28 protein-coding genes are annotated in these 25,679 nt (G+C 69.1%); 18 read left to right on the forward strand and 10 right to left on the reverse strand.

The genetic code is table 11. The features are described from left to right. Positions 1 to 11: 11 nt before the first annotated feature. From IEY88_RS38660 to IEY88_RS38685, 6 genes are read right to left on the reverse strand one after another with little or no spacing between them, the layout of a single operon-like run. A complete protein-coding gene (locus IEY88_RS38660) occupies positions 12 to 1,061 on the reverse strand; it encodes an ABC transporter substrate-binding protein (protein ID WP_189159889.1) in 1,050 nt (349 codons plus the stop codon). A gap of 14 nt (positions 1,062 to 1,075) precedes the next feature. Continuing rightward, positions 1,076 to 2,419, reverse strand: a complete 1,344-nt coding sequence (locus tag IEY88_RS38665; protein WP_189159890.1) for a sulfate adenylyltransferase subunit 1 — start codon at positions 2,417 to 2,419, stop codon at positions 1,076 to 1,078. Next, positions 2,420 to 3,319 (reverse strand): sulfate adenylyltransferase subunit CysD, encoded by a 900-nt coding sequence (cysD, locus tag IEY88_RS38670; RefSeq protein ID WP_189159891.1) that lies wholly within the window; start codon positions 3,317 to 3,319, stop codon positions 2,420 to 2,422. Beyond that, positions 3,316 to 4,011, reverse strand: coding sequence for a phosphoadenylyl-sulfate reductase (locus IEY88_RS38675; protein ID WP_189159892.1), 696 nt, complete (start codon positions 4,009 to 4,011; stop codon positions 3,316 to 3,318). The genes cysD and IEY88_RS38675 overlap by 4 nt, the downstream gene beginning before the upstream one ends. Further along, positions 4,008 to 4,166 (reverse strand): hypothetical protein, encoded by a 159-nt coding sequence (locus tag IEY88_RS38680; protein ID WP_030472080.1) that lies wholly within the window; start codon positions 4,164 to 4,166, stop codon positions 4,008 to 4,010. The genes IEY88_RS38675 and IEY88_RS38680 overlap by 4 nt, the downstream gene beginning before the upstream one ends. Then, complete coding sequence (locus IEY88_RS38685; RefSeq protein ID WP_189159893.1) at positions 4,163 to 5,842, reverse strand: nitrite/sulfite reductase; 1,680 nt, start codon at positions 5,840 to 5,842, stop codon at positions 4,163 to 4,165. The genes IEY88_RS38680 and IEY88_RS38685 overlap by 4 nt, the downstream gene beginning before the upstream one ends. Positions 5,843 to 6,210: 368 nt before the next feature. Here IEY88_RS38685 and hemW point away from each other — a divergent pair, with 368 nt between their 5' ends. Next, positions 6,211 to 7,419: a radical SAM family heme chaperone HemW gene (gene hemW, locus IEY88_RS38690; protein ID WP_189159894.1), complete on the forward strand. Its 1,209-nt coding sequence runs from the start codon at positions 6,211 to 6,213 to the stop codon at positions 7,417 to 7,419. 1 nt (position 7,420) lies between these two features. On the opposite strand, the gene IEY88_RS38695 is transcribed toward hemW, so the two are convergent. Both IEY88_RS38695 and IEY88_RS38700 read right to left on the reverse strand, forming a co-directional pair. Further along, the gene (locus IEY88_RS38695) at positions 7,421 to 7,636 is read right to left on the reverse strand and encodes a hypothetical protein (protein WP_189159895.1); all 216 of its coding nucleotides are present in this window, start codon (positions 7,634 to 7,636) and stop codon (positions 7,421 to 7,423) included. A gap of 9 nt (positions 7,637 to 7,645) precedes the next feature. Beyond that, the gene (locus IEY88_RS38700; protein WP_189159896.1) at positions 7,646 to 10,117 is read right to left on the reverse strand and encodes a GmrSD restriction endonuclease domain-containing protein; all 2,472 of its coding nucleotides are present in this window, start codon (positions 10,115 to 10,117) and stop codon (positions 7,646 to 7,648) included. Positions 10,118 to 10,270: 153 nt separating this feature from the next. Here IEY88_RS38700 and hrcA point away from each other — a divergent pair, with 153 nt between their 5' ends. From hrcA to IEY88_RS38730, 6 genes are all read left to right on the forward strand, one after another. Beyond that, a complete protein-coding gene (gene hrcA, locus IEY88_RS38705) occupies positions 10,271 to 11,293 on the forward strand; it encodes a heat-inducible transcriptional repressor HrcA (RefSeq protein ID WP_189159897.1) in 1,023 nt (340 codons plus the stop codon). Between the two features lie 56 nt (positions 11,294 to 11,349). Next, a complete protein-coding gene (gene dnaJ, locus IEY88_RS38710; RefSeq protein WP_189159982.1) occupies positions 11,350 to 12,498 on the forward strand; it encodes a molecular chaperone DnaJ in 1,149 nt (382 codons plus the stop codon). Then, the gene (locus IEY88_RS38715) at positions 12,495 to 13,226 is read left to right on the forward strand and encodes a 16S rRNA (uracil(1498)-N(3))-methyltransferase (RefSeq protein ID WP_189159898.1); all 732 of its coding nucleotides are present in this window, start codon (positions 12,495 to 12,497) and stop codon (positions 13,224 to 13,226) included. The genes dnaJ and IEY88_RS38715 overlap by 4 nt, the downstream gene beginning before the upstream one ends. Positions 13,227 to 13,502: 276 nt before the next feature. Next, positions 13,503 to 14,159, forward strand: coding sequence for an alpha/beta hydrolase family protein (locus IEY88_RS38720; protein WP_189159899.1), 657 nt, complete (start codon positions 13,503 to 13,505; stop codon positions 14,157 to 14,159). A gap of 9 nt (positions 14,160 to 14,168) precedes the next feature. Further along, the gene (locus IEY88_RS38725) at positions 14,169 to 14,759 is read left to right on the forward strand and encodes a TetR/AcrR family transcriptional regulator (protein ID WP_189159900.1); all 591 of its coding nucleotides are present in this window, start codon (positions 14,169 to 14,171) and stop codon (positions 14,757 to 14,759) included. Positions 14,760 to 14,767: 8 nt separating this feature from the next. After that, positions 14,768 to 15,085, forward strand: a complete 318-nt coding sequence (locus IEY88_RS38730; protein ID WP_189159901.1) for an HIT domain-containing protein — start codon at positions 14,768 to 14,770, stop codon at positions 15,083 to 15,085. Here the strand turns inward: IEY88_RS38730 and IEY88_RS38735 are convergent. Continuing rightward, on the reverse strand, positions 15,082 to 15,831 hold the full coding sequence (locus tag IEY88_RS38735) for a GNAT family N-acetyltransferase (RefSeq protein WP_189159902.1): 750 nt from the start codon (positions 15,829 to 15,831) through the stop codon (positions 15,082 to 15,084). The genes IEY88_RS38730 and IEY88_RS38735 overlap by 4 nt on opposite strands. Before the next feature lie 145 nt (positions 15,832 to 15,976). Here IEY88_RS38735 and IEY88_RS38740 point away from each other — a divergent pair, with 145 nt between their 5' ends. The 11 genes from IEY88_RS38740 to IEY88_RS38790 are packed head-to-tail and all read left to right on the forward strand — an operon-like array spanning position 15,977 to position 24,327. Beyond that, positions 15,977 to 17,026 (forward strand): PhoH family protein, encoded by a 1,050-nt coding sequence (locus IEY88_RS38740; RefSeq protein ID WP_229694165.1) that lies wholly within the window; start codon positions 15,977 to 15,979, stop codon positions 17,024 to 17,026. 5 nt (positions 17,027 to 17,031) lie between these two features. Next, the gene (ybeY, locus tag IEY88_RS38745) at positions 17,032 to 17,577 is read left to right on the forward strand and encodes an rRNA maturation RNase YbeY (protein WP_189159903.1); all 546 of its coding nucleotides are present in this window, start codon (positions 17,032 to 17,034) and stop codon (positions 17,575 to 17,577) included. Between the two features lie 4 nt (positions 17,578 to 17,581). Continuing rightward, positions 17,582 to 18,868 (forward strand): hemolysin family protein, encoded by a 1,287-nt coding sequence (locus tag IEY88_RS38750; RefSeq protein WP_189159904.1) that lies wholly within the window; start codon positions 17,582 to 17,584, stop codon positions 18,866 to 18,868. After that, entirely contained in the window at positions 18,861 to 19,193 is a 333-nt protein-coding gene (locus tag IEY88_RS38755; protein WP_189159905.1) for a cytidine deaminase-like protein, read from the forward strand. Before IEY88_RS38750 ends, IEY88_RS38755 begins: the two co-directional genes overlap by 8 nt. 43 nt (positions 19,194 to 19,236) lie before the next feature. Then, positions 19,237 to 20,133, forward strand: coding sequence for a GTPase Era (era, locus tag IEY88_RS38760; protein WP_189159906.1), 897 nt, complete (start codon positions 19,237 to 19,239; stop codon positions 20,131 to 20,133). Positions 20,134 to 20,146: 13 nt separating this feature from the next. Beyond that, the gene (recO, locus tag IEY88_RS38765; protein WP_189159907.1) at positions 20,147 to 20,899 is read left to right on the forward strand and encodes a DNA repair protein RecO; all 753 of its coding nucleotides are present in this window, start codon (positions 20,147 to 20,149) and stop codon (positions 20,897 to 20,899) included. 48 nt (positions 20,900 to 20,947) lie between these two features. Further along, a complete protein-coding gene (locus IEY88_RS38770) occupies positions 20,948 to 21,772 on the forward strand; it encodes an isoprenyl transferase (protein WP_189159984.1) in 825 nt (274 codons plus the stop codon). Continuing rightward, on the forward strand, positions 21,769 to 22,167 hold the full coding sequence (locus IEY88_RS38775; RefSeq protein WP_189159908.1) for a YbjN domain-containing protein: 399 nt from the start codon (positions 21,769 to 21,771) through the stop codon (positions 22,165 to 22,167). Before IEY88_RS38770 ends, IEY88_RS38775 begins: the two co-directional genes overlap by 4 nt. Positions 22,168 to 22,190: 23 nt before the next feature. Next, positions 22,191 to 22,619 carry a hypothetical protein gene (locus tag IEY88_RS38780; RefSeq protein ID WP_189159909.1) on the forward strand — a complete coding sequence of 143 codons (429 nt, stop codon included), beginning with the start codon at positions 22,191 to 22,193 and terminating at the stop codon, positions 22,617 to 22,619. Continuing rightward, entirely contained in the window at positions 22,616 to 23,626 is a 1,011-nt protein-coding gene (locus tag IEY88_RS38785; protein WP_189159910.1) for a permease, read from the forward strand. The genes IEY88_RS38780 and IEY88_RS38785 overlap by 4 nt, the downstream gene beginning before the upstream one ends. Beyond that, on the forward strand, positions 23,623 to 24,327 hold the full coding sequence (locus IEY88_RS38790) for a TIGR03943 family putative permease subunit (RefSeq protein WP_189159911.1): 705 nt from the start codon (positions 23,623 to 23,625) through the stop codon (positions 24,325 to 24,327). The genes IEY88_RS38785 and IEY88_RS38790 overlap by 4 nt, the downstream gene beginning before the upstream one ends. Here the strand turns inward: IEY88_RS38790 and IEY88_RS38795 are convergent. Next, positions 24,315 to 25,652 carry a tetratricopeptide repeat protein gene (locus IEY88_RS38795; RefSeq protein ID WP_189159912.1) on the reverse strand — a complete coding sequence of 446 codons (1,338 nt, stop codon included), beginning with the start codon at positions 25,650 to 25,652 and terminating at the stop codon, positions 24,315 to 24,317. The two genes, IEY88_RS38790 and IEY88_RS38795, sit on opposite strands and share 13 nt — an antisense overlap. Between the last annotated feature and the right edge of the window lie 27 nt (positions 25,653 to 25,679).

Below are 25,679 nucleotides of genomic sequence, written 5' to 3' on the forward strand. Positions count from 1 at the left end.
GCGTCGAAGACTTACTTCTGGTCCAGTCCTGCTGCTTGCACCTGCGGCTTGCCCTGTGCCTGGAGAACCTTGTTCAGCAACGTGAAGTCGGCGTACCCGGCGACGTTCGCGGCCTCCTTGGCCACGCCCGCCGTCACGGCGTCCTTCGCGAGCTGCGGGAAGTGCTTGGCCTGCGCGTCGGTCGTGAGCTCGATGTTGTCCCACGCGGCGTCGAGGATCTTGTCGCCGAGCTTCTTGGACGTGAGCTTCTCGAGGTGCGCGTTCGCGGTCTTCTTCGCCTCCTCCTTGTTCGCCTTCGCCCAGTCGATGGCGGCGACGTGGCCCTTCAGCACGGCCTCGACGGTCTCGGGGTGCTCCTGCAGGAACTTCGTCCGCACGATGACCACGGTGGTCGGGAACGCCCCGCCCTCCCACAGCGTCTTCTCGTCGAGCAGCACCTTGCCGCCACCCTCGTTGACGATGCGCGCCGACCACGGCTGCGGCGCCCACGCGGCCTGGATGTCGCCCTTCTTGAACAGGTCGAGCGACGCGGCGTTCTCCACGTTCTGCACGGTGACCTGGCCGGTGAGGTTCTTCTCCGCGAGGTACTTCTTCAGCGAGACGTCCTGCGTGTTCGCGAGCTGCGGCGTGGCGACGACCTTGCCCTTGAGGTCCTCGACCGAGTTGATCTCGGGCTTCACCACGAGCTGCGCGCCACCCGAGGTCGCGCCGGCGATGAGCTTCACGGCCTCGCCCTTGGACTTCGAGTAGGCGTTGATCGCCGGGCCGGAGCCGATGTAGGCGATGTCGAGGGACTCGCCCAGCAGGGCGTTCACCTCGTCGGGGCCCGCGTTGAACGTCTGCGTCGTCAGCTTGGTGTTGCCGAGTTCCTTCGCGTACAGGCCCTTTTCGACGCCGATCAGCGCGGCGGCGTGGGTGATGTTCGGGAAGTACCCGAGGCGGACCTCGGCGGCGGCGCCCTTGGACTCGGCGACGGGAGTCTCGGAGGTGCCGGCGCGGCTGCAACCGGACAGGGCTGTCAGTGCGATCAGGGTGACGGCGATGGCGGGCTTGAGGTTCACGGGGAAATGGCCTTTCAGGGACCGGGGGACACGAGGGCGTGGTTGTCAGGGGTAGCCGCGCTACCCCCGCTACAGCTCTCCACGCCGTTCTCGAGCAACGGCAGCGGAGCCCCGACCAGCCCAGCGGCGAGAGTGGAACCGTCACTCGCGTCGATCACCAGGAAGGACCCGGTGCGCCGGCTGAAGCTGTAGTCGTCCAGCGGAACGGGCTCTGCGAGACGCAGGGCCACTCGGCCGATCTCATTCAGCTCCAACGAGGCAGGACCGTCCACACTGGACAGATTTTGCTCGTCGAAGCGGTCGCGCAGCTCGGTGACCATCGCCTGCACGGTGCGCGTGCCGTGTTTGACGAGGACTCGGGCGCCGGGCCGCAGAGGCTTCTCCGCGAGCCAGCAGAGGGTGGCGTCCAGCTCGTCGGTGACGGTGGGCTCGTTGCCCGCCACCGAGATCAGGTCGCCGCGGGAGATGTCGATGTCGTCGGCCAGCAGCAGCGTGACGGACTGGCCGGCCGCCGCTTCGGCCAGTTCGCCATCCGCCGTGTCGATCTTGGTGACCGTCGAGCGACGGCCGGAGGGCAGCACCACGACCTCGTCGCCCGGCTTGACCGTGCCCGCCGCGACCAGACCGGCGTAGCCCCGGTAGTCGAGGTGCTCGGCCGTGCGCGGGCGGATCACGTACTGCACCGGGAAGCGGAACGGGGCGTCGTGCGGGTCGGGCTCGACCGGCACGGTCTCCAGGTGCTCCAGCAGGGTCGGGCCGGAGTACCAGGGCGTGTTCGCGGACTTCTCCACGACGTTGTCGCCCGCCAGCGCGGAGACCGGGATCTGGACGACCGCGTCCTCGGTGTAGCCCAGGGCCGTGGCGTGCGCCGTGAACTCCTTGGAGATGCGGGAGAACGTCACCTCGTCGAAGTCCACGAGGTCGATTTTGTTGACCGCCAGCACGAGCCGCGGCACGCCCAGCAATGCGAGAACCGCCGCGTGGCGCCGGGTCTGCTCGATGACGCCCTTGCGCGCGTCGACGAGCAGGACCGCGAGCTGCGCGGTGGACGCGCCCGTCACGGTGTTGCGGGTGTACTGCACGTGCCCAGGGGTGTCCGCGAGCACGAACGACCGCTTCGGCGTCGCGAAGTACCGGTACGCCACGTCGATCGTGATGCCCTGCTCGCGTTCCGAACGCAGGCCGTCGACCAGCAACGACAGGTCCGGCGTCGTCAGGCCTCGGTCGGCGCTCGCGCGGTGCACGGCGTCCAGGGTGTCCGCGAGCACGGACTTGGTGTCGTAGAGCAACCTGCCGACGAGCGTGGACTTACCGTCGTCCACGCTGCCTGCGGTAGCCAGCCTCAACAGGTCGCTCATTTAGAAGTAGCCCTCCCGCTTGCGGTCTTCCATGGCGGCCTCGGACAGCCGGTCGTCGGCCCGCGTGGCGCCGCGCTCGGTCAGTCGTGACGCGGCGACCTCGGCGATCACCGCGTGGATGTCGGACGCGTCGGACTCGACGGCGCCCGTGCAGGAGCCGTCGCCGACCGTGCGGTAGCGAACCGTCTTGCGCAGCAACGTCTCGCCGTCGCGCGCGGTGCCCCACGGGCCCTCGGCGAGCCACATGCCGTCGCGCAGGAACACGTCGCGCTGGTGCGAGTAGTAGATGTCCGGCAGCTCGATGCCCTCGCGCTCGATGTAGTTCCACACGTCGAGCTCGGTCCAGTTGGACAGCGGGAACACGCGGACGTGCTCACCGGCGCGGTGCCGGCCGTTGTAGAGGTTCCACAGCTCGGGGCGCTGGCGCTTCGGGTCCCACTGGCCGAACGCCGTGCGCAGGCTGAAGATCCGCTCCTTGGCGCGCGCCCGTTCCTCGTCCCGGCGCCCGCCACCGAACACGGCGTCGAACTTGTGCTGCGTGATGGAGTCCAGCAGCGGCACCGTCTGCAACGGGTTGCGGGTACCGTCCGGGCGCTCTTCGAGGCGGCCGTCGTCGATCCAGTCCTGGACCTTCGCGACCTCGAGACGCAGACCGTGCTGTGCCACAACGCGGTCGCGGAACTCGATGACCTCGTCGAAGTTGTGCCCGGTGTCGACGTGCAGCAGCGGGAACGGCACCGGCGCCGGGTAGAAGGCCTTGATCGCGAGGTGCAGCAGCAGCGTCGAGTCCTTGCCGCCGGAGAAGAGGATCACCGGCCGGTCGAACTCGCCCGCGACCTCGCGGAAGATGTGGATCGCCTCGGATTCGAGGCGTCCCAGGGTGTCCAGAGCCAGAGTCATCCGTGCAACCCACATTCCGTCTTCGACTGGCCGGCCCACCGGCCGCTGCGGGCGTCCTGGCCCGGCAACGGCTTGGCGGTGCACGGCAGGCAGCCGATGGAGGGATAACCCTCCTGCACCAACAGGTTCTCGAGGACGCCCTTCTCGCGGATGTAGGCGTTGAACTCGTCGTCGCTCCACGGAGCGATCGGGTTGATCTTCACCAGGCCGTTGCGGTCGTCCCACTGCACGATCGGCGTGTTCGCCCGCGTCGGGGCGTCCACGCGCCGCACGCCGGTGACCCACGCGTCGTACTTCGCGAGCTCGCGCCGGAGAGGGATCACTTTCCGCAGGTTGCAGCACGTGGCCGGATCCGACTGGTACAGCAGGCCGAACTCGCGCTCCTGGTCCTCCACCGACTGCTCGGCGGCGGCGTTCACGATCCGCACGTCCGGGTAGACGACGCCGACCGCGTCACGCACGCCGATCGTCTCCGGGAAGTGGTACCCCGTCTCCAGGAACAGCACGTCGAAGTCCGGCTTCACCTTGGCGGCGAGGTCGATCAGCACGGCGTCCTGCATGTTGGAGGCGACGATGTAGTTGTCGCCGAACGTCCGCGCGACCCACTCCAGCGCCTCGGTCGCATCGGCGTCCTTCAGCTCCAGCTCTGCGGCTTCGGCGACGATCTTGAGGTCCTCCTTGAGATCGCTCACTTCTTCACCTCCTGCGGCAGGTTGAGCCCGACGAACGAGACCTTGAAGACGCGGCGGCACCCGGTGCACAGCCACGCGTAGCTGGGTTCCTCCTGCGGCCGGAGGTCCTCGTCACCGCAGTAGGGGCAGTAGAACGGCGTCGCGCGTTCGCTCATCGCAGCGAACCCTCTTCCGCGCGGGCGACCCACTGGGCGAAGCGCTCGTCGGTCTCCCGCTGTGCCACGAAGTTCCGCACGACCCGCTCGACGTACTCGGGCAGCTCGGCCGCGGTCACCTTGTGGCCGCGCAGCTTCCGGCCGAACCCGGCGTCGAGGCCGAGGCCACCGCCGAGGTGCACCTGGAAGCCCTCGACCTGGTTGCCCTGCTCGTCCGTGACGATCTGGCCCTTCAGCCCGATGTCCGCGGTTTGGATGCGGGCGCAGGAGTTGGGGCAGCCGTTGATGTGCACGGTGATCGGCGCCGTGACGCCGTCGACGATGTCCTTGAGGTTCGCCTCGAGCTGCGTGACGAGGTCGAGGGCACGCGCCTTGGTCTCGACGATCGCGAGCTTGCAGAACTCGATGCCGGTGCAGGCCATGATGCCGCGCCGCCACGGCGACGGGTCGACCTGCAGGCCGAGCTTCGCGAGGTCGCTCTTGAGCGTCGGGATCTCGGCCTCGGGCACGTCCAGCACGATGATCTTCTGCTGCGGCGTGAAGCGGACGCGGCCGGAGCCCGCCCGTTCGGCGTACTTCGCGACCTCGACCAGGATCGAGCCCGACACGCGGCCCGCGACGGGCGCGGCACCGACGTAGAACAGGCCGTCCTTCTGCTTGTGCACGCCGATGTGGTCGAGCTGCTGGTCCAGCTGCTCGGGCGCCGGGCCGTCGATCATCTTGCGCTTGAGGTACTCGTCCTCGACGACCTGGCGGAACTTCTCCGGACCCCAGTCGGCGAGGAGGAACTTGATGCGCGCGCGGTGGCGCAGGCGGCGGTAACCGTAGTCGCGGAAGACGGAGATGACCGCCTCCCACACGTCCGGCACCTCGTCGAGCGGCACCCACGCGCCCAAGCGCTTGCCCAGCATGGGGTTCGTGGACAGGCCACCGCCGACCCAGAGGTCGAAGCCCGGCCCGTGCTCGGGGTGGTTGACGCCGACGAACGCGATGTCGTGGATCTCGTGCGCGACGTCCTGCAGGCCGGAGATGGCGGTCTTGAACTTGCGCGGCAGGTTCGAGAAGCGCGGGTCACCGATGTAGCGCTCGAGGATCGTGTCGATCGCCGGCTGCCCGTCGATCACCTCGTCCACCGAGATGCCCGCGACCGGCGAGCCGAGGATGACGCGCGGGCTGTCGCCACACGCCTCCATCGTCGTCAGGTTCACCGCTTCGAGCTTCTGCCAGATGGTGGGAACGTCCTCGACGCGGATCCAGTGGTACTGGATGTTCTGGCGGTCGGTGATGTCCGCGGTGTCGCGCGCATAGGTCTGCGAGATCTCGCCGAGGACCCTCAGCTGCTGAGTGGTGAGCGCACCACCGTCGCTGCGGACGCGCATCATGAAGAACTCGTCGTCCAGCTCCTCCGGCTCGAGCGTGGCCGTGCGGCCGCCGTCGATGCCGGGCTTGCGCTGGGTGTACAGGCCGTACCAGCGGAACCGTCCGCGCAGGTCGGCAGGGTCGATCGAGTCGAAACCGCCGTGGGCGTAGATGTTCTCGATGCGGGCGCGGACGTTGAGCGGGTTGTCGTCCTTCTTGCTCCGCTCGTTGGGGTTCAGCGGCTCTCGGTAACCGAGCGCCCACTGCCCCTCGCCGCGACGCTGCTTGGCGCGCGGTGACGTCTGCGGCGTGGCCATCGCCATCCTCCGGGGTTTCGAGCGCTCGGTGCGCGTGCGAGCCCGGAGGTGCTTGTGGTGGGGGCGTCGTCAGCGCGCCGGGCGCTGACGGGAACAAATCAGCGCGCGGTCATGCCGAACGACGGCACATCGCGCTGGAGACACGACGGAAGTCGACGTGGCGGCGGGCCACGAGGCGGACTCCAGTCGAATGCATGTCCTCAGTGTGCATGCCGTCCAGTGCGTGGTCCACCGCCAACCGAATGCTGGGATTGACGAGGAGAAGTTGACTTCGTACGCTGGTTTCGCTCCGTAATATTTCTGTCACCGACAGATACTTCCCCTGGTCGAACACCGCCATTCGGGCCGCGTAGGGAACACTGGGAGTCATGCCCTCCGCTTTGCCCGAAGGCGAGCCCGCGCCCGCTGACGGTTCGCTTCCCGCCTCTTCCCTCGCCGGCGTCGGTTCGCGCCCCTTCGGCATCTACGTGCACGTGCCGTTCTGCGCGACCCGCTGCGGCTACTGCGACTTCAACACCTACACGCCCGGTGAGCTCGGCACCTCCGCGTCACCGGAGTCGTGGCTGGAGGGCCTGCGCCGCGAACTGGACCTGGCCGCGTCCGTCCTCGGGACCGCGCCCTTGGCCGAAACCGTGTTCGTCGGGGGCGGAACGCCTTCTTTGCTGGGCGCCTCGGGTCTTTCGGACGTGCTGGACGCCGTGCGGCAGTCGTTCGGCCTGGCTCCCGGCGCCGAGGTGACGACGGAGTCGAACCCCGAGTCGACGTCTGTCGAGTTCTTCGAGGGGATCCGGTCCGCGGGCTACACGCGCGTGTCGTTGGGCATGCAGTCGGCCGCGCGGCACGTACTCGCCGTGCTGGACCGCAAACACACGCCCGGCCGTCCGGGTGAAGCTGCTCGTGAGGCACGCACGGCCGGGTTCGACCACGTGAACCTGGACCTGATTTATGGCACACCGGGGGAGCGACCCTCGGATCTGGCCGCGTCGCTCGACGCCGTGCTGGACGCGGGCGTCGACCACGTGTCCGCCTACGCGTTGATCGTGGAGGACGGCACCGGCCTGGCCCGCCGCATCCGCCGCGGCGACCTGCCCATGCCGGACGACGACGTGCTGGCGTCGTCCTACGAGATGGTCGACTCGGTGCTCTCCGGCGCCGGCTTCTCCTGGTACGAGGTGTCGAACTGGGCCACCTCGGTGGAAGCCCAGTGCCGGCACAACGTCCTGTACTGGAAGGGCGCGGACTGGTGGGGCTTCGGCCCCGGCGCGCACAGCCACGTCGGCGGCGTGCGCTTCTGGAACGTGAAGCACCCGGCCCGCTACTCGTCCCTGCTGGCTTCCGGTGCGTCACCGGCAGCCGGCCGCGAGACGTTGTCAGTTGAAGACCAGCGCGTCGAACGAGTGCTGCTCGAACTGCGCCTGGCTTCAGGCCTGCCCATGGACGTGCTCGACGACGCCGGGCGCGAAGAAGCCAAGCAGGCGATCGCCGACGGACTGCTGGAGCCGCACGACGACCGCTGCGTGCTCACCGACCGGGGCCGCCTGCTGGCCGACGCCGTCGTCCGGCGCCTGCTGCCGTGAGTCAGCGGGCGCGCAGGTCGTGCTGGCTGTGCACCTCGACGAACTCCTCGCCGTTCTTGACGTAGGTCGCGGTGCCCCACCACAACCCGTCGCGCCGCCGGCTCTCCTCCCAGACGACGGTGCCTTCCCACCACGCGTCGTCGCTGTGCACCAGGCACGCTCTCCCCGGTTCGGGACCTTCCTCCTCCGGTGGCCGCAGCCACACCACGTCGCCCACGTTTGGACCCTAGCGAGCGGCACCGACAAAAACGGTCGAGCGAGCCTGGTCGTAGAACCACTTCAGGGTCTCCCGCACGACCGCTCGCGCCTCGGGGGCGAGCAGCGCGCCGACCGGGAAGCTCGGCCGCTTCTCGATCTTCGCCGCGGGGAGGTCCACACCGGGAGCCGCGTTCAGCCGCCGCAGGAGTTCCTCGCGCAGCGCGGCCTGGTGGAACGGAGCCCGCGTGAGGAGGTGCTGGAACACCACCTCGACCCTGCCGCTCGGGTAGATGGCGAACGGCCAGATGTTGCCGCCCTCCTCGTCCTTCTCCCGCGCGAAGAGGAAGCACGACGTCTCACTCCGGCCGGTGCCGAAGCCGAGACTGCCACCGAGTTCGTCCCAGAACTCCACCATCTCCAGAACTGCTTCCGCGACTTCCCGGCCGTGTTCGTGCAACTGCGAGGCGAACCGATCTGCCGGCTCCTCGGCCCACTCCAGGTCCAGGCCGCTCGCCTCGGCGAGATCCTCGAACGAGAGGCGCTGCTCGAGTGAGGCGCGGCCGTGCTCGTCGAACTCCAGGCCCTCAGCTCGCAGCACCTCCCGGGAACCGTCGCTCAGCAGACCGCCCGCCTGCAGGACGCGGTGCGCGTGAGGAGTCGGCACGCTGCCGAGCCGGGCGAGGACGGCCTGCGTGGTGGTGCCGACGACCGCCGCGATGTCACCGGCGGTCGTCCACGATCCCGCCGGCATCGCGGCCAGCGCCGTGTTCATCAGGTTCCACTGCACGTTCGTGCCCGGCTTCGCGCCCGCCAGCGGACCTGGCCACGCGGCGATGATGCGTTCGGCCAGTGCGTCAGCGCGGGCGTGGATCTGCGGGCGTCCCCACTCGGACTGCTGGGCGATGTCCTGGTTCATCACGAGACCGCTCTTGTCGAGCTGAGCTCTCTTCACGTCGAACGGGCTGTTGCTCAGCTCCGAGTTGTAGCCGGTCAGGGTCAGGTTTCCGAGTGTGTGGACCAGAGCGCTGTGCACCTGCTCGTAGGTCTCGCCGGGTTCCAGATCCGGGCTGACGGCCTGTTCCCACTCGTCGGTCGAGGTCTGCGGGAGGACGTGCTCGATGGTCAGCGAGGAGAGGTCGACGGGTTCCTTGCTGCCGTGTTCCGCTTCCAGCCAGCGCAGGATCGAGGTGCGCTGCTTCGCCCTGCCGTTGAGGTAGTACGGGACGGTGCGGATGAGTGTGCGGACCTCGTCGTCGTCCGCGTAGTGCTTGCGGCCGGTGGACAAGTAGTCGTGCACCGCCAGGTCGACCGGTCGCGTGCGGTCCATCTCGGTCACCAGCTGGAGCAGGATCCGGTTGATACCCGCTGTCGCACGGCCGATGATCTGCCTGCGGACGAAGAAGCTCTCCACGTACAGCATCGCCGACGCGATCTCGTCCGACGTCGCGGTGCCCTGCCGCCGCCGGTCGAGCAGGTGCAGCAGCAACGGGTAAACCGTTGTGGTGCCCCATTCGTCCAGGCGCTGGAGCCTGGTGCGCACGCCCGCGTGGGACTCGGTCGCCGGCGTGAGGATCGTGTGGAGCAGAGCGCCGAGACCGCACAGCCGGGCCACGTCCGCCTCGATCGACTCCTCTCCGTCCAGGCGGTCGAGCCGGGCCTGCTGACCCGAGTAGGTGTCGGTCTGCTTGATCCGCGCGTCGTCCTGCACGAGGTCGAGCCAGAAGAGCAGTTCGAGGTTCTTGGCGGTCTTCAGCTGGTCCTGCAGCGGGAGCCAGAGCGACCGGTAGACCTGCTCGCCACGGGTCGGCAGGCGCATGAACAGGTAGTTGCGCAGCAGGTCGGCCTGGCTGAGCGCGGCGCCCGTGTTGTTCAGCGACTCGAAGATGCGGTGGGCGTTGTCGCCGGGGTGGGTGGTGATCGACACCAGCGTCAGGCCGCTGATCACGGCGTTCTCGAGCCGCTCGATGTCGAACGGGTCGTCGGGGTCGTCCAGCTCGACGAGCTTGGCCGCGAAGAACCGGTAGGCGGTGCCGATGCTGTCCCGTCCGCCGGCGTGGGGTGTCGAGTCGACGCACGCCTGGTAGGCCTCGCGGTCGGTCTGTGTCGGCAGGACCTTCAACCGCTGCGCTTCAGGCTTGTAGGGGTTCGTCAGGTAGAGGTCGTTCATCCGGCCGCGGTGGATCGCATCCTCGTGGGTTGCCCGGTGGTCGCGGATGGCGCACAGCAGCAGCGTGAGCGTGGTGAGCCGTTGCTGTCCGTCGACGACCAGGTACTGCGGCACTCCGGTCGGGCCGTTGCCGGGACTCGGCGCGAGGACGACCGAGCCGATGAAGTGGGTGGAGTCCCGGGTGACGCGGTCCTCGGCCAGCCCGACGACGTCCTCCCAGAGCTGGCGGAGCTGCTTCGTCTCCCAGGAGTAGGTCCGCTGGTAGAGCGGAACCCGGTACTGCTTCGAGCCTTCCAGCAGATGCTGAAGCGTCGTTTCGTTCGCGGTGACCACCCGCGCACGCTATTCACGAAGGGCCGCCCGTGGGTTCTTTCGGTTCCTTATCACTCGAACGGCCCCAGCGGTCCGCGTCCAGCTCCAGAGCCCGCACCGGCCCCGAATCCGGCTGGGTAAACTCGGGAGTAGTGGACACGGAGGTGAACAGCGATGAACGCCGATGAACGTCGGTTCGAGGTGCTGCGCGCCATCGTCGCCGACTACGTGTCCAACCAGGAGCCCGTCGGGTCCAAGGCCCTGGTCGAGCGGCACAACCTGGGTGTGTCGAGCGCGACGGTGCGCAACGACATGGCCGCGCTGGAGGACGACGGGTACATCGCCCAGCCGCACACCAGCGCGGGACGCGTGCCGACGGACAAGGGCTACCGGCTCTTCGTCGACAAGCTGAGTGAGATCAAGCCGCTCTCGCAGGCCGAGAGGCGGGCGATCCGCAGTTTTCTCGACGGGGCCGTCGACCTCGACGACGTCATGCGCCGCAGTGTTCGGTTGCTCGCCCAGCTCACGCGGCAGGTGGCGGTGATCCAGGTGCCGACGCTGTCCCGCGCGGCCGTGCGTCACCTGGAGGTGCTGCCGATCACGCCGTCGCGGCTGATGCTGGTGCTCATCACCGACACCGGGCGCGTCGACCAGCGGATCGTCGAGCTCGGGGACGTGATCAGCGAGGAGCACACGGCCCAGCTGCGGGGTGTGCTCAACCAGGCGATGGCGGGGCAGCGGCTCGCCGAGGCGTCGGCCAAGGTCGCCGAACTGCCCGACGAGGTTCCGCCGAACCTCCGCGATCCGATGCTGAGAGTCGCTACTGTGCTCATCGAGACGCTGGTGGAGCACCCCGAGGAACGGCTGGTGCTCGGCGGTACGGCGAACCTCACGCGGAGCATCACCGACTTCCCCGGCTCGCTGCGGCAGGTGCTGGAGGCGTTGGAGGAGCAGGTCGTCGTGCTCAAGCTGCTCGCCGCCTCCCGCGACCCCGGTCGTGTGCTGGTGCGCATCGGCGAGGAGAACGAGGCCGCTGAGATGCGCAGCACTTCCGTGGTGTCGATCGGCTATGGCAGCCGTGACAATCCACTCGGGGGTCTGGGCGTCGTCGGACCGACGCGCATGGACTACCCCGGGACTATGGCGGCCGTGCGCGCGGTTGCCAACTACGTCGGTGAGATCCTGACGGGTCGTTGAGCCGGCTTACCGCCCACACGTACTTGCAGTAGTGGATGAACATGAAAGCGAACAAGGTGGCCAGGGATTACTACGGCATCCTCGGTGTCTCGCAGAACGCGACACAGGATGAGATCAAGCGCGCCTATCGCAAGCTCGCCAGGCAGCTGCACCCGGACGTCAATCCCAACGAGGAGGCCCGCTTCAAGGAGGTGACGGCCGCCTACGAGGTGTTGTCGAACCCCGAGAAGCGCCGCGTCGTCGACCTGGGAGGCGACCCGCTCGACTCGGGCGGCGGTGGCCGTCCCGGTGGTGACCCGTTCTCCGGCTTCGGCCTCGGCGACATCATGGACGCCTTCTTCGGCGCGCAGTCCGGTGGTGGCCGCGGGCCGCGCAGCCGCGTGCAGCCCGGTTCCGACGCGTTGATCCGGCTCGACATGACGCTCGAGGAGTGCGCCGCCGGTGCCACCCGCGAGCTGACGGTCGACACGGCGATCCTGTGCGACCGCTGCCACGGCGCGGGCACCCAGAACAACTCCAAGCCCGTTCAGTGCGACACCTGCCACGGACGCGGCGAGGTCCAGTCCGTGCAGCGCTCGTTCCTCGGCCAGGTCGTGACGTCCCGCCCGTGCCCCGTCTGCCGCGGCTACGGCGAGGTCATCCCCGACCCGTGCCAGCAGTGCGCCGGTGACGGCCGCACGCGTTCGCGCCGCACGATCTCCGTCAACATTCCCGCCGGTGTCGCCGAGGGCATGCGCGTGCGCCTCGCGGGCCAGGGCGAGGTCGGCCCCGGCGGTGGCCCGGCCGGCGACCTCTACGTCGAGGTCGAGGAGCACCCGCACGAGATCTTCGAACGCGACGGCGCCGACCTGCACTGCATCGTGCAGATCCCGATGACGACGGCCGCGCTGGGCGCCACGTTGCCGTTGAAGACCCTGGACGGCGAGGAAGAACTGCAGATCGACCCCGGCACGCAGCCGAACACGCAGCTCGTCATGACGGGCCGCGGCATGCCGAAGCTGCGCTCCACCGGCCGTGTCGACGGCCGCGGCGACCTGCACGTGCACCTCGAGGTCGTCGTGCCGACGAAGCTCGACGCGGCCCAGTCGTCGTTGCTGCGCGACCTGGCCGAGATGCGCGGCGAGAGCGAGCCCTCGTTGTCGCACAACGGCAAGGGCGGCGGCGGGCTGTTCTCCCGCCTGCGTTCCTCGCGCGGCCAGAGGTGACCCTGCCCGTCTTCCTCGTCCCCGCGCTGCCGCGGGGCGAGGAGTTCGTGCTGGACGGGCCGGAAGGCCGCCACGCCGCCACCGTGAAGCGGTTGCGCGTGGGCGAGGAGCTCGTGCTGTCGGACGGGTCCGGTGCCCAGGTGCGCTGTTCCGTGGTGGCGGTGGAGAAGGACGCCCTGGCGCTGCGCGTCGTCGAGCGCTGGGTGGAGCCCGAACCGGCACCGCGCGTGGTGCTCGCCCAGGCCCTGGTCAAGGGCGACCGGGGTGAGCTCGCGGTCGAGCTCGCCACCGAGGCCGGGGTGGACGGTGTGGTGCCCTGGCGCGCCACCCGGTGCATCACCAAGTGGGAGGACGGGCCGCGCGGCGCGAAAGCGCTGGGGCGGTGGCGGTCCACGGTTCGTGAGGCGGCGAAGCAGGCCCGCCGGGCACGCGTCCCGGTCGTCGACGAACCCGTGAGCACCGCGCAGCTTTCTCATCGCGTGTCGTCGTCGGCGCTCACTCTCGTGTTGCACGAGAGCGCGACCGAACGGCTTGCGGACGTCTCGTTGCCCGATTCCGGAGACGTGCTGCTGGTTGTGGGTCCCGAGGGCGGAATCACGCCGGAGGAACTCGAGACATTGCGATCTTCCGGTGCCCGCGTGGTCCGATTGGGTCCAACTGTTTTGCGTGCTTCCACAGCTGCGGCGGTTGCTCTTGGTGCCATTGGGGTGCGCACGTCCCGCTGGTGACCCCGATCACTCCGAAGATGAACATCGGATGGATTGGCTTGACGGAAGCTGTAGCGAATCGCAGGCGGATGGGGTTACCCTTGTTCGCAGAGGGGCTGATTGGTCTATCCGGAAACGGAGTAGACGATTACACCCTTCTGACCAGAAGACTCGCCGGACACCTCCCCCCTCGGTCCGGCGTCGGCGCCTCGCGGCGAAGCGACCCCCAGGCTTCGGACCGCGAGGCGCCCCTTTTGTTTTTCGAGGTTCTTTCCTCACTTCTTGTAAGTTCTGCGTGTGCAGCGAATTGCTTACGGTGACCATCCCAGTCAGTTCGGCGAGCTTTACGTTCCCGAGAACGCGACTCAGGGTGCCGTTGTCGTCATTCACGGTGGTTTTTGGCATCAGCGTTACGGCCTCGAACTCGGCCGGCCCCTCGCGGACGCGCTCGTCGCCGAGGGATTCGCCGTCTGGAACATCGAGTACCGGCGGGTGAGCGGCGGCGGTGGCTGGCCGCGAACTGGGCAGGACGTGCTCGCCGCGATCGACGCCGTCGACATCGGGCCCGTCGTGACGCTCGGGCACAGCGCGGGCGGCCATCTCGCCGTGTGGGCGGCCAAGCACAGCGCGCGGGTGGCCGGAGCCGTCGCCCAGGCCGCGGTGCTGGACTTCACGAAGCACATCACGCCCAGGGCGCTGGAACTGTGCACCGAGGAGCAGTTCGCGGAGGCCTCGCCGACCGCGTTGATCCCCATCGGCAAGCCGGTGGTGTGCGTGCACGGCGACCAGGACGAGGACGTGCCCGTCGAGCAGTCGATCGGGTTCTGCGCGGCCGAGCCGCAGGCGGAGCTCGTCGTGGTGCGGGGAGCCGGGCACATGGACATGATCACGCCCGGCACCGAGTCGTGGGAGCAGTGCCGCGCGGCCGTCGTCCGGCTTGCCCGCGACTGCTAGAAAGGGCCGGTGCCGAAGGTTGTCGACCACGAGGAACGCCGCCGCGAGCTCGCCGAGGCGGTGTGGCGCATCGTCCAGCGGGACGGGATAGACCACGCGTCCGTGCGTGCCGTGGCAGCGGAGTCCGGGTGGTCGAGCGGGTCGCTGCGCCACTACTTCCCGACCCAGGACGCCTTGCTGGGCTTCGCGATGGAGCTCGCCTACCTGCGGTTCCTCGCCCGGTTGGAGAAGATCGACACCAACGCCGGGAACCGGGAGGTGCTGCGGTCCATCGCCCTCGAGATGCTCGCGATGGACGAGGACCGGCGCGTCGAGGCCGCCGTGCTGTTGTCGTTCCTGCCGCGGGCGATGGTCGAACCGTCGTTGCACGAACTGGAGCGCTTCGGCACGCGCCAGCTGTACGACGAGATCGCGCGCGTCCTCACCGCCGCGCAGAACGCCGGCGAACTGCGGCCCGGTGTCGTGCCGTTGAAGGCGGCCCGGCTGCTCGTCGCGTTGATCGACGGGCTCAACATCCACCACGGCCTGGGCCCCGGCGAGGTGACGGCCGAGGAGATGGTCGAGGCCCTCGACGAGCGGCTGGACTCCCTGTTCGGTTGACTCGGGGCATGTCCTGCCTGTTCTGCCGGATCGTCGCCGGTGAGGTCCCCGCGACGATCGTGCACGAGACCAAGACGACGCTGGCGTTCCGCGACATCCAGCCCAAAGCACCCGTGCACGTGCTGCTCATCCCGCGCGAGCACGTGCCGAACGCCGTCGACCTCGACGGAGACCAGCTCGGCGACCTGTTCGCCGCGGCCGGGGAGGTCGCCGAAGCCGAAGGCGTGGCCGAAACCGGCTACCGGCTGTTGTTCAACACCGGGCCGGACAGCGGGCAGGAGGTGTTCCACGCCCACCTGCACCTGCTGGGCGGACAACGGCTCTAACCCAGTGCGTGCGACGCGGGCGCGAAGTAACGCGAGCGGTCACCCGGTACGTCCGCGGCGCCCGTCACCATCAGCCTGCAGCCGCCGTTGCGCTTCTCGAAGCCCTGCCCCAGCAGGAAGGCGGCGACCTCGGCGTCGTCCGTGTCCACGCGAACCCTGCCTCCGCCGGCCGCCAGGTCCGCGATCATCCCGCACGCGGCCGAGGCGGTCGGGGCGATCAGCGGACCGATCGTGACGCCCTCGGGATTCGGGCGGGTGGCGATGACACCGTCGTCCGACATCAGCACGCGGTACGGCGACGCCGGGGCGAGCAACCGTTTCCAGAGCACGGGCCTGGTGTAGCCGCTGACCTCGTGGTCGAGCGCCGCGAGCGACGCGGCGTCGGCGGGAGTCGCCTCTCGCGTGACTCCGGGAGCCCCGCCGGTGAACACGCCGTGGTAGTCGGCGGTCTCCCCGACCGGGTGAAAGCCGAGCCTCGCGTAGAGCGCTTCACCCATGGCCGTCGCGTACAGGACGGACGGACTGACGTCGAGCACCGTGGACATCAGCCGAGTGCCGATGCCCCTGCGTCCCGCCCAGGACGCGACCAGCACACCGCTGATCGCCTGCATCTCGGGATACGGCGTGGTCAACGCCGTGCCGAGCAGCCCGGACTCGTCGAAGGCGCCGTACCCCGGACCGAGGGCCAGCATCATCTCCCACTGAGCGGGCGTCCACGTCCAACCCCGGTCCGTGATGAGCTTCATGCACTCGGGTACGTCCTCGACGCCAAGCCTGCGGATCTCCACAACTCCCGAGCACACACGGTGAGCAATCCGGTAGCCACTCATTTTCGGCCGGACTAGCATCGACGGCACCAGATCCGAGCGACAGGAAGCAGGCCGGGGCCACGTGGCCGAAGAAAACCAGCAGAGCAACAAGGAAGGTCAGTCCCGGTTCGCCGTGCCGGAAGGCGCGGTGCTCACGCTGCTCGGGTCGCGTGACGAGAACCTCCGCCTCGCGGAGGAACTGCTCGACGCCGACGTGCACGTGCGCGGGAACGAGATCACCTTGTCCGGCGACCCCGCTGACGTGGCCTTCGCCGAACGCGTCTTCTCCGAGCTCATCACCCTCGCGGGCCGCGGCCAGCCGATCGACCCGAACAGCGTCCGCCGCATCATCGCGATGCTCAGCGCGAACGACGTCGAGTCGCCCGCCGAGGTCCTGAGCCTCGACATCGTGAGCCGCCGCGGCCGCACCATCAGGCCGAAGACGCTGAACCAGAAGCACTACGTCGACGCGATCGACAAGAACACCATCGTGTTCGGCATCGGCCCCGCCGGCACCGGCAAGACGTACCTCGCCATGGCCAAGGCCGTGCAGGCGCTGCAGAACAAGCAGGTCAACCGCATCATCCTGACCCGCCCGGCCGTCGAGGCCGGCGAGCGGCTCGGGTACCTGCCCGGCACGTTGTACGAGAAGATCGACCCGTACCTGCGCCCGCTCTACGACGCGCTGCACGACATGATGGACCCGGAGGCGATCCCGCGGCTCACGCAGGCGGGGACGATCGAGGTCGCGCCGCTGGCCTTCATGCGCGGACGGTCGTTGAACGACGCGTTCATCATCCTCGACGAGGCGCAGAACACGACGCCCGAGCAGATGAAGATGTTCCTCACCCGGCTGGGCTTCGGCTCCAAGATGGTGGTGACGGGCGACACGACGCAGGTCGACCTCCCCGGCGGTCAGCGCAGCGGTCTGCGGGTCGTGCGGGACATCCTCGACGGTGTCGAGGACGTGCACTTCTCAGAGCTGACCAGCCAGGACGTGGTGCGCCACAGCCTGGTCGGCGACATCGTCGACGCCTATGACAAGTGGCAGGTTCACCAGGACAACCTGGACCAGAACGGGCAGCACCACGGACCCGGTGCGCGGCGGGGTAACCAGCGGCGGGGACGATAGGCGCCGTGAGCATCGAGATCGCCAACGAGTCGGGTGTCGGAGTCGACGAGGGTTCCATCGTCTCCGCTGCCCGCTTCGCGCTGGACCGCATGGGCGTGAGCCCGCTGGCCGAGTTGTCCGTCCTGCTCGTGGAGCTGGACGTGATGGCCGACCTGCACGAGCGCTGGATGGACCTGCCGGGTCCGACGGACGTCATGGCCTTCCCCATGGACGAGCTGGACTCCGCGCGCCGTCCCGACGCCGCGGGCCTCGGGCCCGCGCTGCTCGGGGACATCGTGCTGTGCCCCGCGTTCGCCAAGGACCAGGCCAAGAAGGCGGGTCACGGTCTGCTGGACGAGCTGCACCTGCTGACCGTGCACGGTGTGCTGCACCTGCTCGGCTACGACCACGCCGAGCCCGCCGAGGAACGTGAGATGTTCACGTTGCAGAACCGCATCCTCGGCGACTTCCGCACGGCGCGGGACGACGCCGAACGGGCCGCGCACCAGCGCAGCACCGACGACAAGGTGCTCGGCGCGGTCGGCCTGGACGAGAAGAACGAAGAAGCCTGACGCGATGACCGGGAACCCTGCCGGTGTGATCGTGCTGGCCGTTCTGCTCGTGCTCGCCGCCGGCCTGTTCGCGTGCGTGGATGCCGCTCTCGGCACCGTGTCACGCGCACGGGTGGAGGCCCTGCAACGGCAGGGCCGCTGGGGCACGGGGCAGTTGCTGCAGGTCCTCAACGACCGGCCGCGGCACGTGAACCTGTTGTTGCTGCTGCGCCTCGCGTGCGAGATGTCGGCGGCGGTGCTGGCCACGACGGTGTTCCTCGACTACGTGGCACAGGACTGGCTCGCTGTCCTGTACGCCTGCCTGAGCATGCTCATCGTGTCGTACGTGCTTGTGGGCGTCGGCCCGCGCACCCTCGGCCGTCAGCACCCGTACGGCGTGAGCCTGCTCGCCGCGGGCACCGTCCGGCAGCTCGGCCGGGTCCTGGGCCCGCTGTCGAAGCTGCTGATCCTCATCGGTAACGCCATCACGCCCGGTAAGGGGTTCCGCGAGGGTCCGTTCAGCTCCGAGGTGGAGCTGCGCGAGCTCGTCGACATGGCGCAGGAACGCGGCGTCGTGGACGAGGGCGAGCGCGAGATGATCCACTCGGTGTTCGAGCTGGGTGACACGATCACGCGCGAGGTCATGGTGCCGCGCACCGAGATCGTGTGGATCGAGCAGTCCAAGTCGTTGCGGCAGGCGCTCGCGTTGTCGTTGCGCACGGGCTACACCCGTGTGCCGGTGATCGGCGAGAGCGTCGACGACGTGCTCGGCGTGGTGAACCTCAAGGACCTGATGCGGGCCACGCTCGCCGAGGGCGAGGACCCGAAGTGCGTCTCCGAGCTGATGCGCCCGATGAGCTTCATCCCCGACTCGAAGCCCATCGCGGACCTGCTGCGCGAGATGCAGGTGTCGCGCCGGCACATGGCGATCGTCGTGGACGAGTACGGCGGCACCGCGGGCCTGTTGACCATCGAGGACATCCTCGAGGAGATCGTCGGTGAGATCACCGACGAGTCCGACACCGACGACCGCCCGCCGGTCGAGCACCTGGAGGACGGCGCGGTGCGGGTCAGCGCGCGCCTGCCGGTGGACGACCTCGACGCGTTGTTCGGCACCGAGCTCGACGACCACGAGGTGGAGACCGTCGGCGGCCTGCTCGCGCAACGGCTCGGGCGCGTGCCGCTGCCCGGTACCGAGGCGGAGATCGCGGGCCTGCGCATGCGGGCCGAGGGCGGCAAGGACGAACGCGGCCGCATCCGGGTCACGACGGTGCTCGTGCGCCCTGTGCAGAAGGAGAGCGAAGATGAATGACGTAGATCCCGAGAACGCCAAGCTCGTCACGCTGGCAAGGTCCGTCCGTGCGCGCAACAACGCCGACGAGGGCGCCGCCGTGCGCGACCTCGACGGCCGCACGTACAACGCGTCGACCGTCGACCTGCCGTCGCTGAAGCTCACCGCGCTGCAGGCGGCCATCGCGGCCGCCGTGTCGAGCGGCGCCGAGGGGCTGGAGGCGGCGGCGGTCGTCACCGAGGCGAACCGGGTGGACGGCGAGTCGATGGCGGCGGTGCGCGACCTGACGCCGTCCGGCCCGGTGCTCCTCGCGAACCCGGCCGGCGAGGTCCGCAAGCAGCTCTGAGGGCCCGCGAACGGCCAAAACCGGCTAGAGGGACAATGGACGAATGGATGGTTACCGCTCCGGGTTCGCGTGCTTCGTCGGCCGCCCGAACGCAGGGAAGTCGACGCTGACGAACGCTCTGGTGGGCACGAAGGTCGCCATCACGTCCAGCAAGCCGCAGACCACCCGCCACACGATCCGCGGCATCGTGCACCGCGAGGACGGCCAGCTCGTGCTGGTCGACACGCCCGGTCTGCACCGGCCGCGCACGCTGCTCGGCCAGCGGCTGAACGACCTGGTGCGCGAGACGTGGTCGGAGGTCGACGTCGTCGGCTTCTGCGTGCCCGCGGACCAGAAGGTCGGCCCCGGTGACAAGTTCATCGCCGCCGAGCTCGAGAAGGTCGCGAAGCGCACGCCCGTGCTCGGCATCGTCACCAAGACGGACCTGGTGTCGCCGCAGCAGGTGATGGAGCAGCTGCTCGCGTTGCAGAAGGTCATGGAGTTCGCCGAGATCATCCCGGTCTCCGCGGTCGACGGTTTCCAGGTCGACAAGCTGAGCGACCTGCTGCTGGGCAAGCTGCCGGAGGGCCCGCAGCTGTTCCCGGACGGCGACCTGACCGACGAGCCCGAGCAGACCCTGGTCGCCGAGCTGATCCGCGAGGCCGCGCTGGAGGGCGTGCGCGACGAGCTGCCGCACTCCATCGCCGTGGTGGTCGAGGAGATGGAGCCGCGCGAAGGCCGCGACGACCTGATCGACATCCACGCGTTCGTGTTCGTGGAGAGGCCGTCGCAGAAGGCGATCATCCTGGGGCACCGGGGCGAGCGGCTCAAGCAGGTCGGCATGGAGGCCCGCAAGCAGATCGAGCGCCTGCTGGGCAGCCGGGTGTACCTGGACCTGCACATCAAGATCGCCAAGGACTGGCAGCGGGACCCGAAGCAGCTGCGCCGCCTGGGTTTCTGACGATGGGGATCTGATGGCGAACCTGTACCGCGACACCGGAGTCGTGCTTCGTGTGCAGAAGCTCGGTGAAGCGGACCGGATCATCACCTTCCTGACCCAGCGCCACGGCAAGCTCCGTGCCGTGGCCAAGGGCGTGCGCAAGACGACGTCGAAGTTCGGCGCCCGGCTCGAGCCGTTCTGCCACGTCGACGTGCAGTTCTACCCCGGCAGAACGCTCGACATCATCACGCAGGTGCAGACGCTGGACGCGTTCGGCGTGGGGATCGTGAAGGACTACCAGCGGTACACGGCGGCGTGCGCGATCGCCGAGACCGCGGACCGCCTCACGTCCGAAGAGGGCGAACCGGTCCTGCGGCTGTACATGCTCGTGGCCGGGGCGTTGAAGGCGTTGTCGACGGGGGAGCGCGACCCGTCGCTGCTGCTCGACGCGTTCCTCATGCGGGCGATGGCCATCGCCGGGTGGGCGCCCGCGGTGAACGAGTGCGCGAAGTGCGGTGATCCGGGTCCGCACCGGGCGTTCAGCGTCCAGGCGGGTGGCTCGTGCTGCCCCAACTGCCGTCCTGCCGGGTCGTCGTCGCCGTCCCAGGACACGCTGGCGTTGCTCTCGGCGTTGCTGCACGGGCAGTGGACCGTGGTCGACGAGATCCCGCACATCGCCCGCCGGGACGCGAGTGGCCTGGTCGCGGCACATCTGCAGTGGCACCTCGAACGGCAGCTGCGTTCGTTGCCGTTGGTCGAGCGGAAGGCACAGCCGGCGGACGGCTAATGTGGCGCCTACCGACAACGGTTTTCGGTCGAAAGGATGCCTAGCCCCATGCTGCGCCGCCGCCGCTCCGAGCGTGAGAAGCGCGTACCGCGCCCGCCGGAGCCGCACGAGTCCGGTGCGACGCCCCCGGACATCCCCGCCGACCTGGTGCCCAAGCACATCGCGATCGTGATGGACGGCAACGGCCGTTGGGCGAACCAGCGCGGGCTGTCCCGGGTCGAGGGTCACAAGCAGGGCGAACGGGTCGTGCTCGACGTCGCTAAGGGCTCGATCGAGCTGGGCGTGAAGTGGCTCTCGCTCTACGCCTTCTCCACCGAGAACTGGAAGCGCAGCCCCGAAGAGGTCCGCTTCCTCATGAACTTCAACCGCGACGTGATCGCGCGCCGCACCGACGAGCTCGACGAGATGGGCGTCCGCATCCACTGGGCCGGCCGCTCGCCGAGGCTGTGGGGCAGCGTCATCAAGCAGCTGCAGGAGGCCGAGGTCCGCACGGCCGACAACGACGTGCTGAACCTCGTCATGTGCGTGAACTACGGCGGCCGCGCGGAGATCGGTGACGCCGCCCGCGAGGTCGCGCGCCTGGTCGCCGCAGGGAAGATCAACCCGGACAAGGTCGACGAGCGCACCCTCGCGAAGTACCTGTACAAGCCGGAGATGCCCGACGTCGACCTGTTCATCAGGCCGTCCGGCGAGCAGCGGATCTCGAACTTCCTGCTGTGGCAGTCCGCGTACGCCGAGATGGTCTACCAGGACATCCTGTGGCCCGACTTCGACCGCCGCGACCTGTGGCGTGCCGCGGAGAAGTTCGCGGGCCGCGACCGTCGTTTCGGCGGTGCCGTGGACAAGCCAGGTGAGGAGGCGGTGTCGTCGTGAACGCGAGTGGTGAGGCCCTGGAGGCCGCCCGCAAGGCGTTGGAGCTGTTCCACGACGTCTCCGTGGACGACGATGGCGCGTTGAGCTTCCGACACGGCGACGTGCCGTGCGCGGTGCAGGGCATGGAACTGGCCGAAGGGCTGACGGTCCTCTCGCTGACGGTCGTAGTCGCGTGGGACCTGCCGGCCGAGGCGGCGGGATGGGTCGCTGAACGCGCTGGTCAGGGCCTGTTCGGCACGCTCGGCGTGATCCACTCCGAGCGCGGCACCGACGTGATGCTGCGCTACGCCTTCCCGGCGGACGGCCTCAAGCCCGAGCCGCTGAGCACGCTGCTCATGCTCGTCGTGTCGACCGCGTCGCAGGTGCGCGGCGAGCTCCTCTCCCGCTTTTCTTGAGAAAGGACCCTTCGATGGGTGGCGTGATCATTTACGAGCCGGAAGAGGACTCGGACGTCAACGAGTTCCCCTGGACCGTCACGTTCGAGCCCTCGGGCGGCGACGACTGGGACTCGTTCATCTGCGGCCCGTACGAGCGCGACCACGCCGTCGCGCTGGCCGAGGCCGTGGCGCTCGACGACGAAGAGGGCGGCGTGCTCGCCATCGTGAAGCCGATGCTGCCCGCGCTGTCGGCGCAGGACGTCTCCGCGACGATCGAGGAGCTCCGCGAGGCCGCGGCCGAGGAAGAGGACGAGGAGGAGACCGTCAACGGCACTCCCGTCGACTTCGACGACGACGACCTCGAAGAGGAGGAGGCGGAGTTCGACGAGCCGCCGTCGCCCGAGGAGATCCGCGAGGGCATGGCGCGCCAGTACCGCCGCCTGCTGGACCTGGACGCGGACTCGGAATGACGATCACCGGCGAGATCCGCTCGTCGAAGCGGCGCTCCGGCGGGCCTCGGCTGAAGATCACGTCGTTGGAGGTGCTGTGCGGGATCCTCGTTCTCGCACTGCTCTTCCAGTCACGGCTCGTCGACCTGCTGGACGTGCCGAAGCTGCGCACGGCGTCGACCGTGTTCGTGGCGATCTGCGTGCAGGCGATGCCGTTCCTCGTGCTGGGCGTGCTGATCTCGGGCGCCATCGCGGCGTTCGTGCCCGCCTCGGCGCTGCGCAGGCTGCTGCCCTCGAAGACGGCGCTGGCCGTGCCCGTGGCCGGTGTCGCGGGCATCGCCCTGCCGGGCTGTGAGTGCGCCTCGGTGCCGGTGGCGAAGAGGCTGATGCAACAGGGTGTCGCACCGGCCGTGGCCCTGACGTTCCTGCTGGCCGCTCCTGCCGTGAACCCGATCGTGCTGGTGTCGACCGCGGTGGCGTTCAACGACGCCCCGATGATGGTCGTCGCACGGTTCGCGGGTTCGCTGCTGACCGCGATGGTCATGGGCTGGCTGTGGGTGCGCTTCGGCAAGATGGAGTGGATCGCCGAACGGGCCCTGGCCCGCATGGCCGACCACACCGGCCGGTCGAAGTGGGCCGTCTTCGCCGAGAGCTCGCGGCACGACCTCGTGGACGCCGGCGGGTTCCTGGTGCTGGGCGGGCTGTTCGCGGCGGTGTTCAAGACGTTCGTGCCGACCGCGTGGATGCAGACGCTGGGCGGTCAGATCGTGCTCGGCGTGATCGTGATGGCCCTCCTGGCCGTCGTCCTCGCGCTGTGCTCCGAGGCCGACGCGTTCGTGGCGGTGGCGTTCTCCGCGCTGCCCCTGCTGCCGCGCCTGGTGTTCCTCGTCGTCGGCCCGGCCGTCGACGTGAAGCTGATCGCGCTGCAGGCCGGTGCGTTCGGCAAGTCCTTCGCCTTCCGCTTCGCACCCGCTACCTTCGTGGTGGCGATCTTGTGCGCTGTCGTGAGTGGAGTGGTGCTGCTGTGAGGCGGGAAACCCAGAACATCCTCCTGGTGCTGCTCGGCGGCGCGCTGCTGAAGATCAGCTTCTCCGGGCTGTACCTGCGGTACGTCCAGAAGTCGCTGCTGCCGCTGCTGATCGCGGCCGGCGTGATCATGATCGGCCTCGCGCTGTTCGCGATCGTCCAGGACATCCGCCGCGGCAAGGCGGCATCCGAGGACGACCACGAGCACTCGCACTCGTCGCGTTCGACGTGGCTGATGCTGCTGCCGGTGCTGGCGGTGTTCCTGATCTCGCCCCCCGCGCTGGGCGGCGACGTCGTGAACTCGGCCGCCGACACGAACCAGACGCAGCGCTCCCGCAACCTGCTCGGCGAACTGCCGTCCGGCGACGTGATCCCGTTGTCGATGACGGAGTTCGTCACGCGCACGGCGTGGGACGAGTCGGGCACGCTGGACGGCCGCAAGGTGAAGCTCACGGGCTTCCTGCTGCGCGCCGAGGGCGAGACCTACGTCGCACGGCTCGCGATCTCGTGCTGCGCCGCCGACGCCCGGCCGTTGAAGGTCAAGGCCATCGGCGACGTGCCCGCGCTGCCCGACGAGCAGTGGGTCGAGGTGACCGGGCAGGTCGTGCCGAAGTCGGCGAACGAGAAGAACTCCTGGGTGCCGAGCTTCACCGTGGAGTCCTTCACGCCCGTGGCCGAGCCGGTCGAGCCCTACGAGTCGTAGGTCTCCCCGAGCGCCTTCAAGGCCGAGGCCAGTCCTCGGGTGGCGCTGTGCGTAACGTGGTGGTGCGGGCCCAGCACGCGCTCGGCCCGCCTCCTCGTGTCGGACAGGAGCGCGCGCGCCGCCTCGTAGTCCTCGTCCGCGAGGTGCACGTGGCCCAGGACGGCGGCCGCGGTCAACGTGTCGCGGTGGTCCTCGCCGAGCGCCCGGCGGCTGCGTCGCAGGATGTCCGCGCGAAGCCGGCGAACGCGATCGCTGATCCCGTGCAGGCTCAGGGACATGGCGAGGTTCGCCGCCGACGTCAACGTGTCCGGGTCGTCCTCGCCCAACGCCCGCACCCGGCGCCTGTAGGTGCTCTCGAACAGGAAGTACGCCTGTTGCCGGTCACCGAGTTTGAACAGATATCCGGCGAGCCGGTTGGCGACGGCGAGGGTGTCGCGGTGGTTCCCTCCCAACTCGATGCCCCAGGCGCGTTGGAGAGCACGGGCCGTGGTGGCGCCGAGTTCTGACTGCCCTGATGCGTTGAGGTAATCCAGAACGCGCAACGCGAGCGCACGGAACGGCTTCGGCTCGTGGCTCTCCTCGGGTGTGTGGGAGACGAGCACGCAGACGCGCGGGGCGACTTCCTCGTAGGCGGGCCAGTTCGCCTCGTCCACGGGATCTTCGGCCGGTGCGGCGGCCAGCAGGTCCGGCACGGTGTCGAGCCGATCCGGCCGGACCTCGGGGGAGCCCGGCCGGGAGAGTGCCGCCAGCCGTTCCGCGGGGCAACCGGGGAGGTGGAACATCCCGCACCCCCAGCTCAGGTCGGACTCGTGGCCCTCGTCGGACAGCACTCCCGGCGGGTACAGCCCGAACGGCTCGCCGTCGTCGTCGATCACGGTGGTGCCGCGCACACCCGCGACCAGCCAGTCGAGCTCCAGCCGCCAGCCGACCTCGGAGGTGCTGACGTGCGGCGTGAAGTGGAACAGCTCCACGTCCGTGGCGCTGACGCTGAACGGGAAGTCGCGTCGCAGCGCGGTCAGCCGGGGCCGGTCGCTGTCGAAGTCGGCGGTGAACGGGCGTGGCGTGATGAACCCGCCGATCCGCACCTCCACGCAGGCCCGGCGGGGAGGCCGCCGGGACACCACGACGGGCCGCAGGCCGAGCAGCACGACGGCCCTGGTCGTCCGCGCCTCCACGGTGATGACGTGGCGGTCTCCGCCGCGCGCCATCTCCCTGGGCGGGTCGTCGTCCACGAACAGCGAGGTCAGCGATGGTTCGACGTGCACCGTCGCGATGATCGGGTTCGCGAGCGCGTACGGGGAGTCGCCCGGGGAGCCGACATGCACGCTGTTGATCGAACCGGCCTGGACGAC

The sequence above is a fragment of the Lentzea pudingi genome (genome assembly GCF_014646255.1).
Classification (GTDB): Bacteria; Actinomycetota; Actinomycetes; order Mycobacteriales; family Pseudonocardiaceae; genus Lentzea; species Lentzea pudingi.

Bases quoted from the DNA above. Each gene is read 5' to 3' on its own strand.
- IEY88_RS38665 (WP_189159890.1), bottom strand. From the start codon at position 2,419: ATGAGCGACCTGTTGAGGCTGGCTACCGCAGGCAGCGTGGACGACGGT.
- cysD (WP_189159891.1), bottom strand. From the start codon at position 3,319: ATGACTCTGGCTCTGGACACCCTGGGACGCCTCGAATCCGAGGCGATC.
- IEY88_RS38680 (WP_030472080.1), bottom strand. From the start codon at position 4,166: ATGAGCGAACGCGCGACGCCGTTCTACTGCCCCTACTGCGGTGACGAG.
- IEY88_RS38685 (WP_189159893.1), bottom strand. From the start codon at position 5,842: ATGGCCACGCCGCAGACGTCACCGCGCGCCAAGCAGCGTCGCGGCGAG.
- hemW (WP_189159894.1), top strand. From the start codon at position 6,211: ATGCCCTCCGCTTTGCCCGAAGGCGAGCCCGCGCCCGCTGACGGTTCG.
- hrcA (WP_189159897.1), top strand. From the start codon at position 10,271: ATGAACGCCGATGAACGTCGGTTCGAGGTGCTGCGCGCCATCGTCGCC.
- IEY88_RS38730 (WP_189159901.1), top strand. From the start codon at position 14,768: ATGTCCTGCCTGTTCTGCCGGATCGTCGCCGGTGAGGTCCCCGCGACG.
- IEY88_RS38735 (WP_189159902.1), bottom strand. From the start codon at position 15,831: ATGAAGCTCATCACGGACCGGGGTTGGACGTGGACGCCCGCTCAGTGG.
- IEY88_RS38750 (WP_189159904.1), top strand. From the start codon at position 17,582: ATGACCGGGAACCCTGCCGGTGTGATCGTGCTGGCCGTTCTGCTCGTG.
- IEY88_RS38755 (WP_189159905.1), top strand. From the start codon at position 18,861: ATGAATGACGTAGATCCCGAGAACGCCAAGCTCGTCACGCTGGCAAGG.
- era (WP_189159906.1), top strand. From the start codon at position 19,237: ATGGATGGTTACCGCTCCGGGTTCGCGTGCTTCGTCGGCCGCCCGAAC.
- recO (WP_189159907.1), top strand. From the start codon at position 20,147: ATGGCGAACCTGTACCGCGACACCGGAGTCGTGCTTCGTGTGCAGAAG.
- IEY88_RS38770 (WP_189159984.1), top strand. From the start codon at position 20,948: ATGCTGCGCCGCCGCCGCTCCGAGCGTGAGAAGCGCGTACCGCGCCCG.
- IEY88_RS38785 (WP_189159910.1), top strand. From the start codon at position 22,616: ATGACGATCACCGGCGAGATCCGCTCGTCGAAGCGGCGCTCCGGCGGG.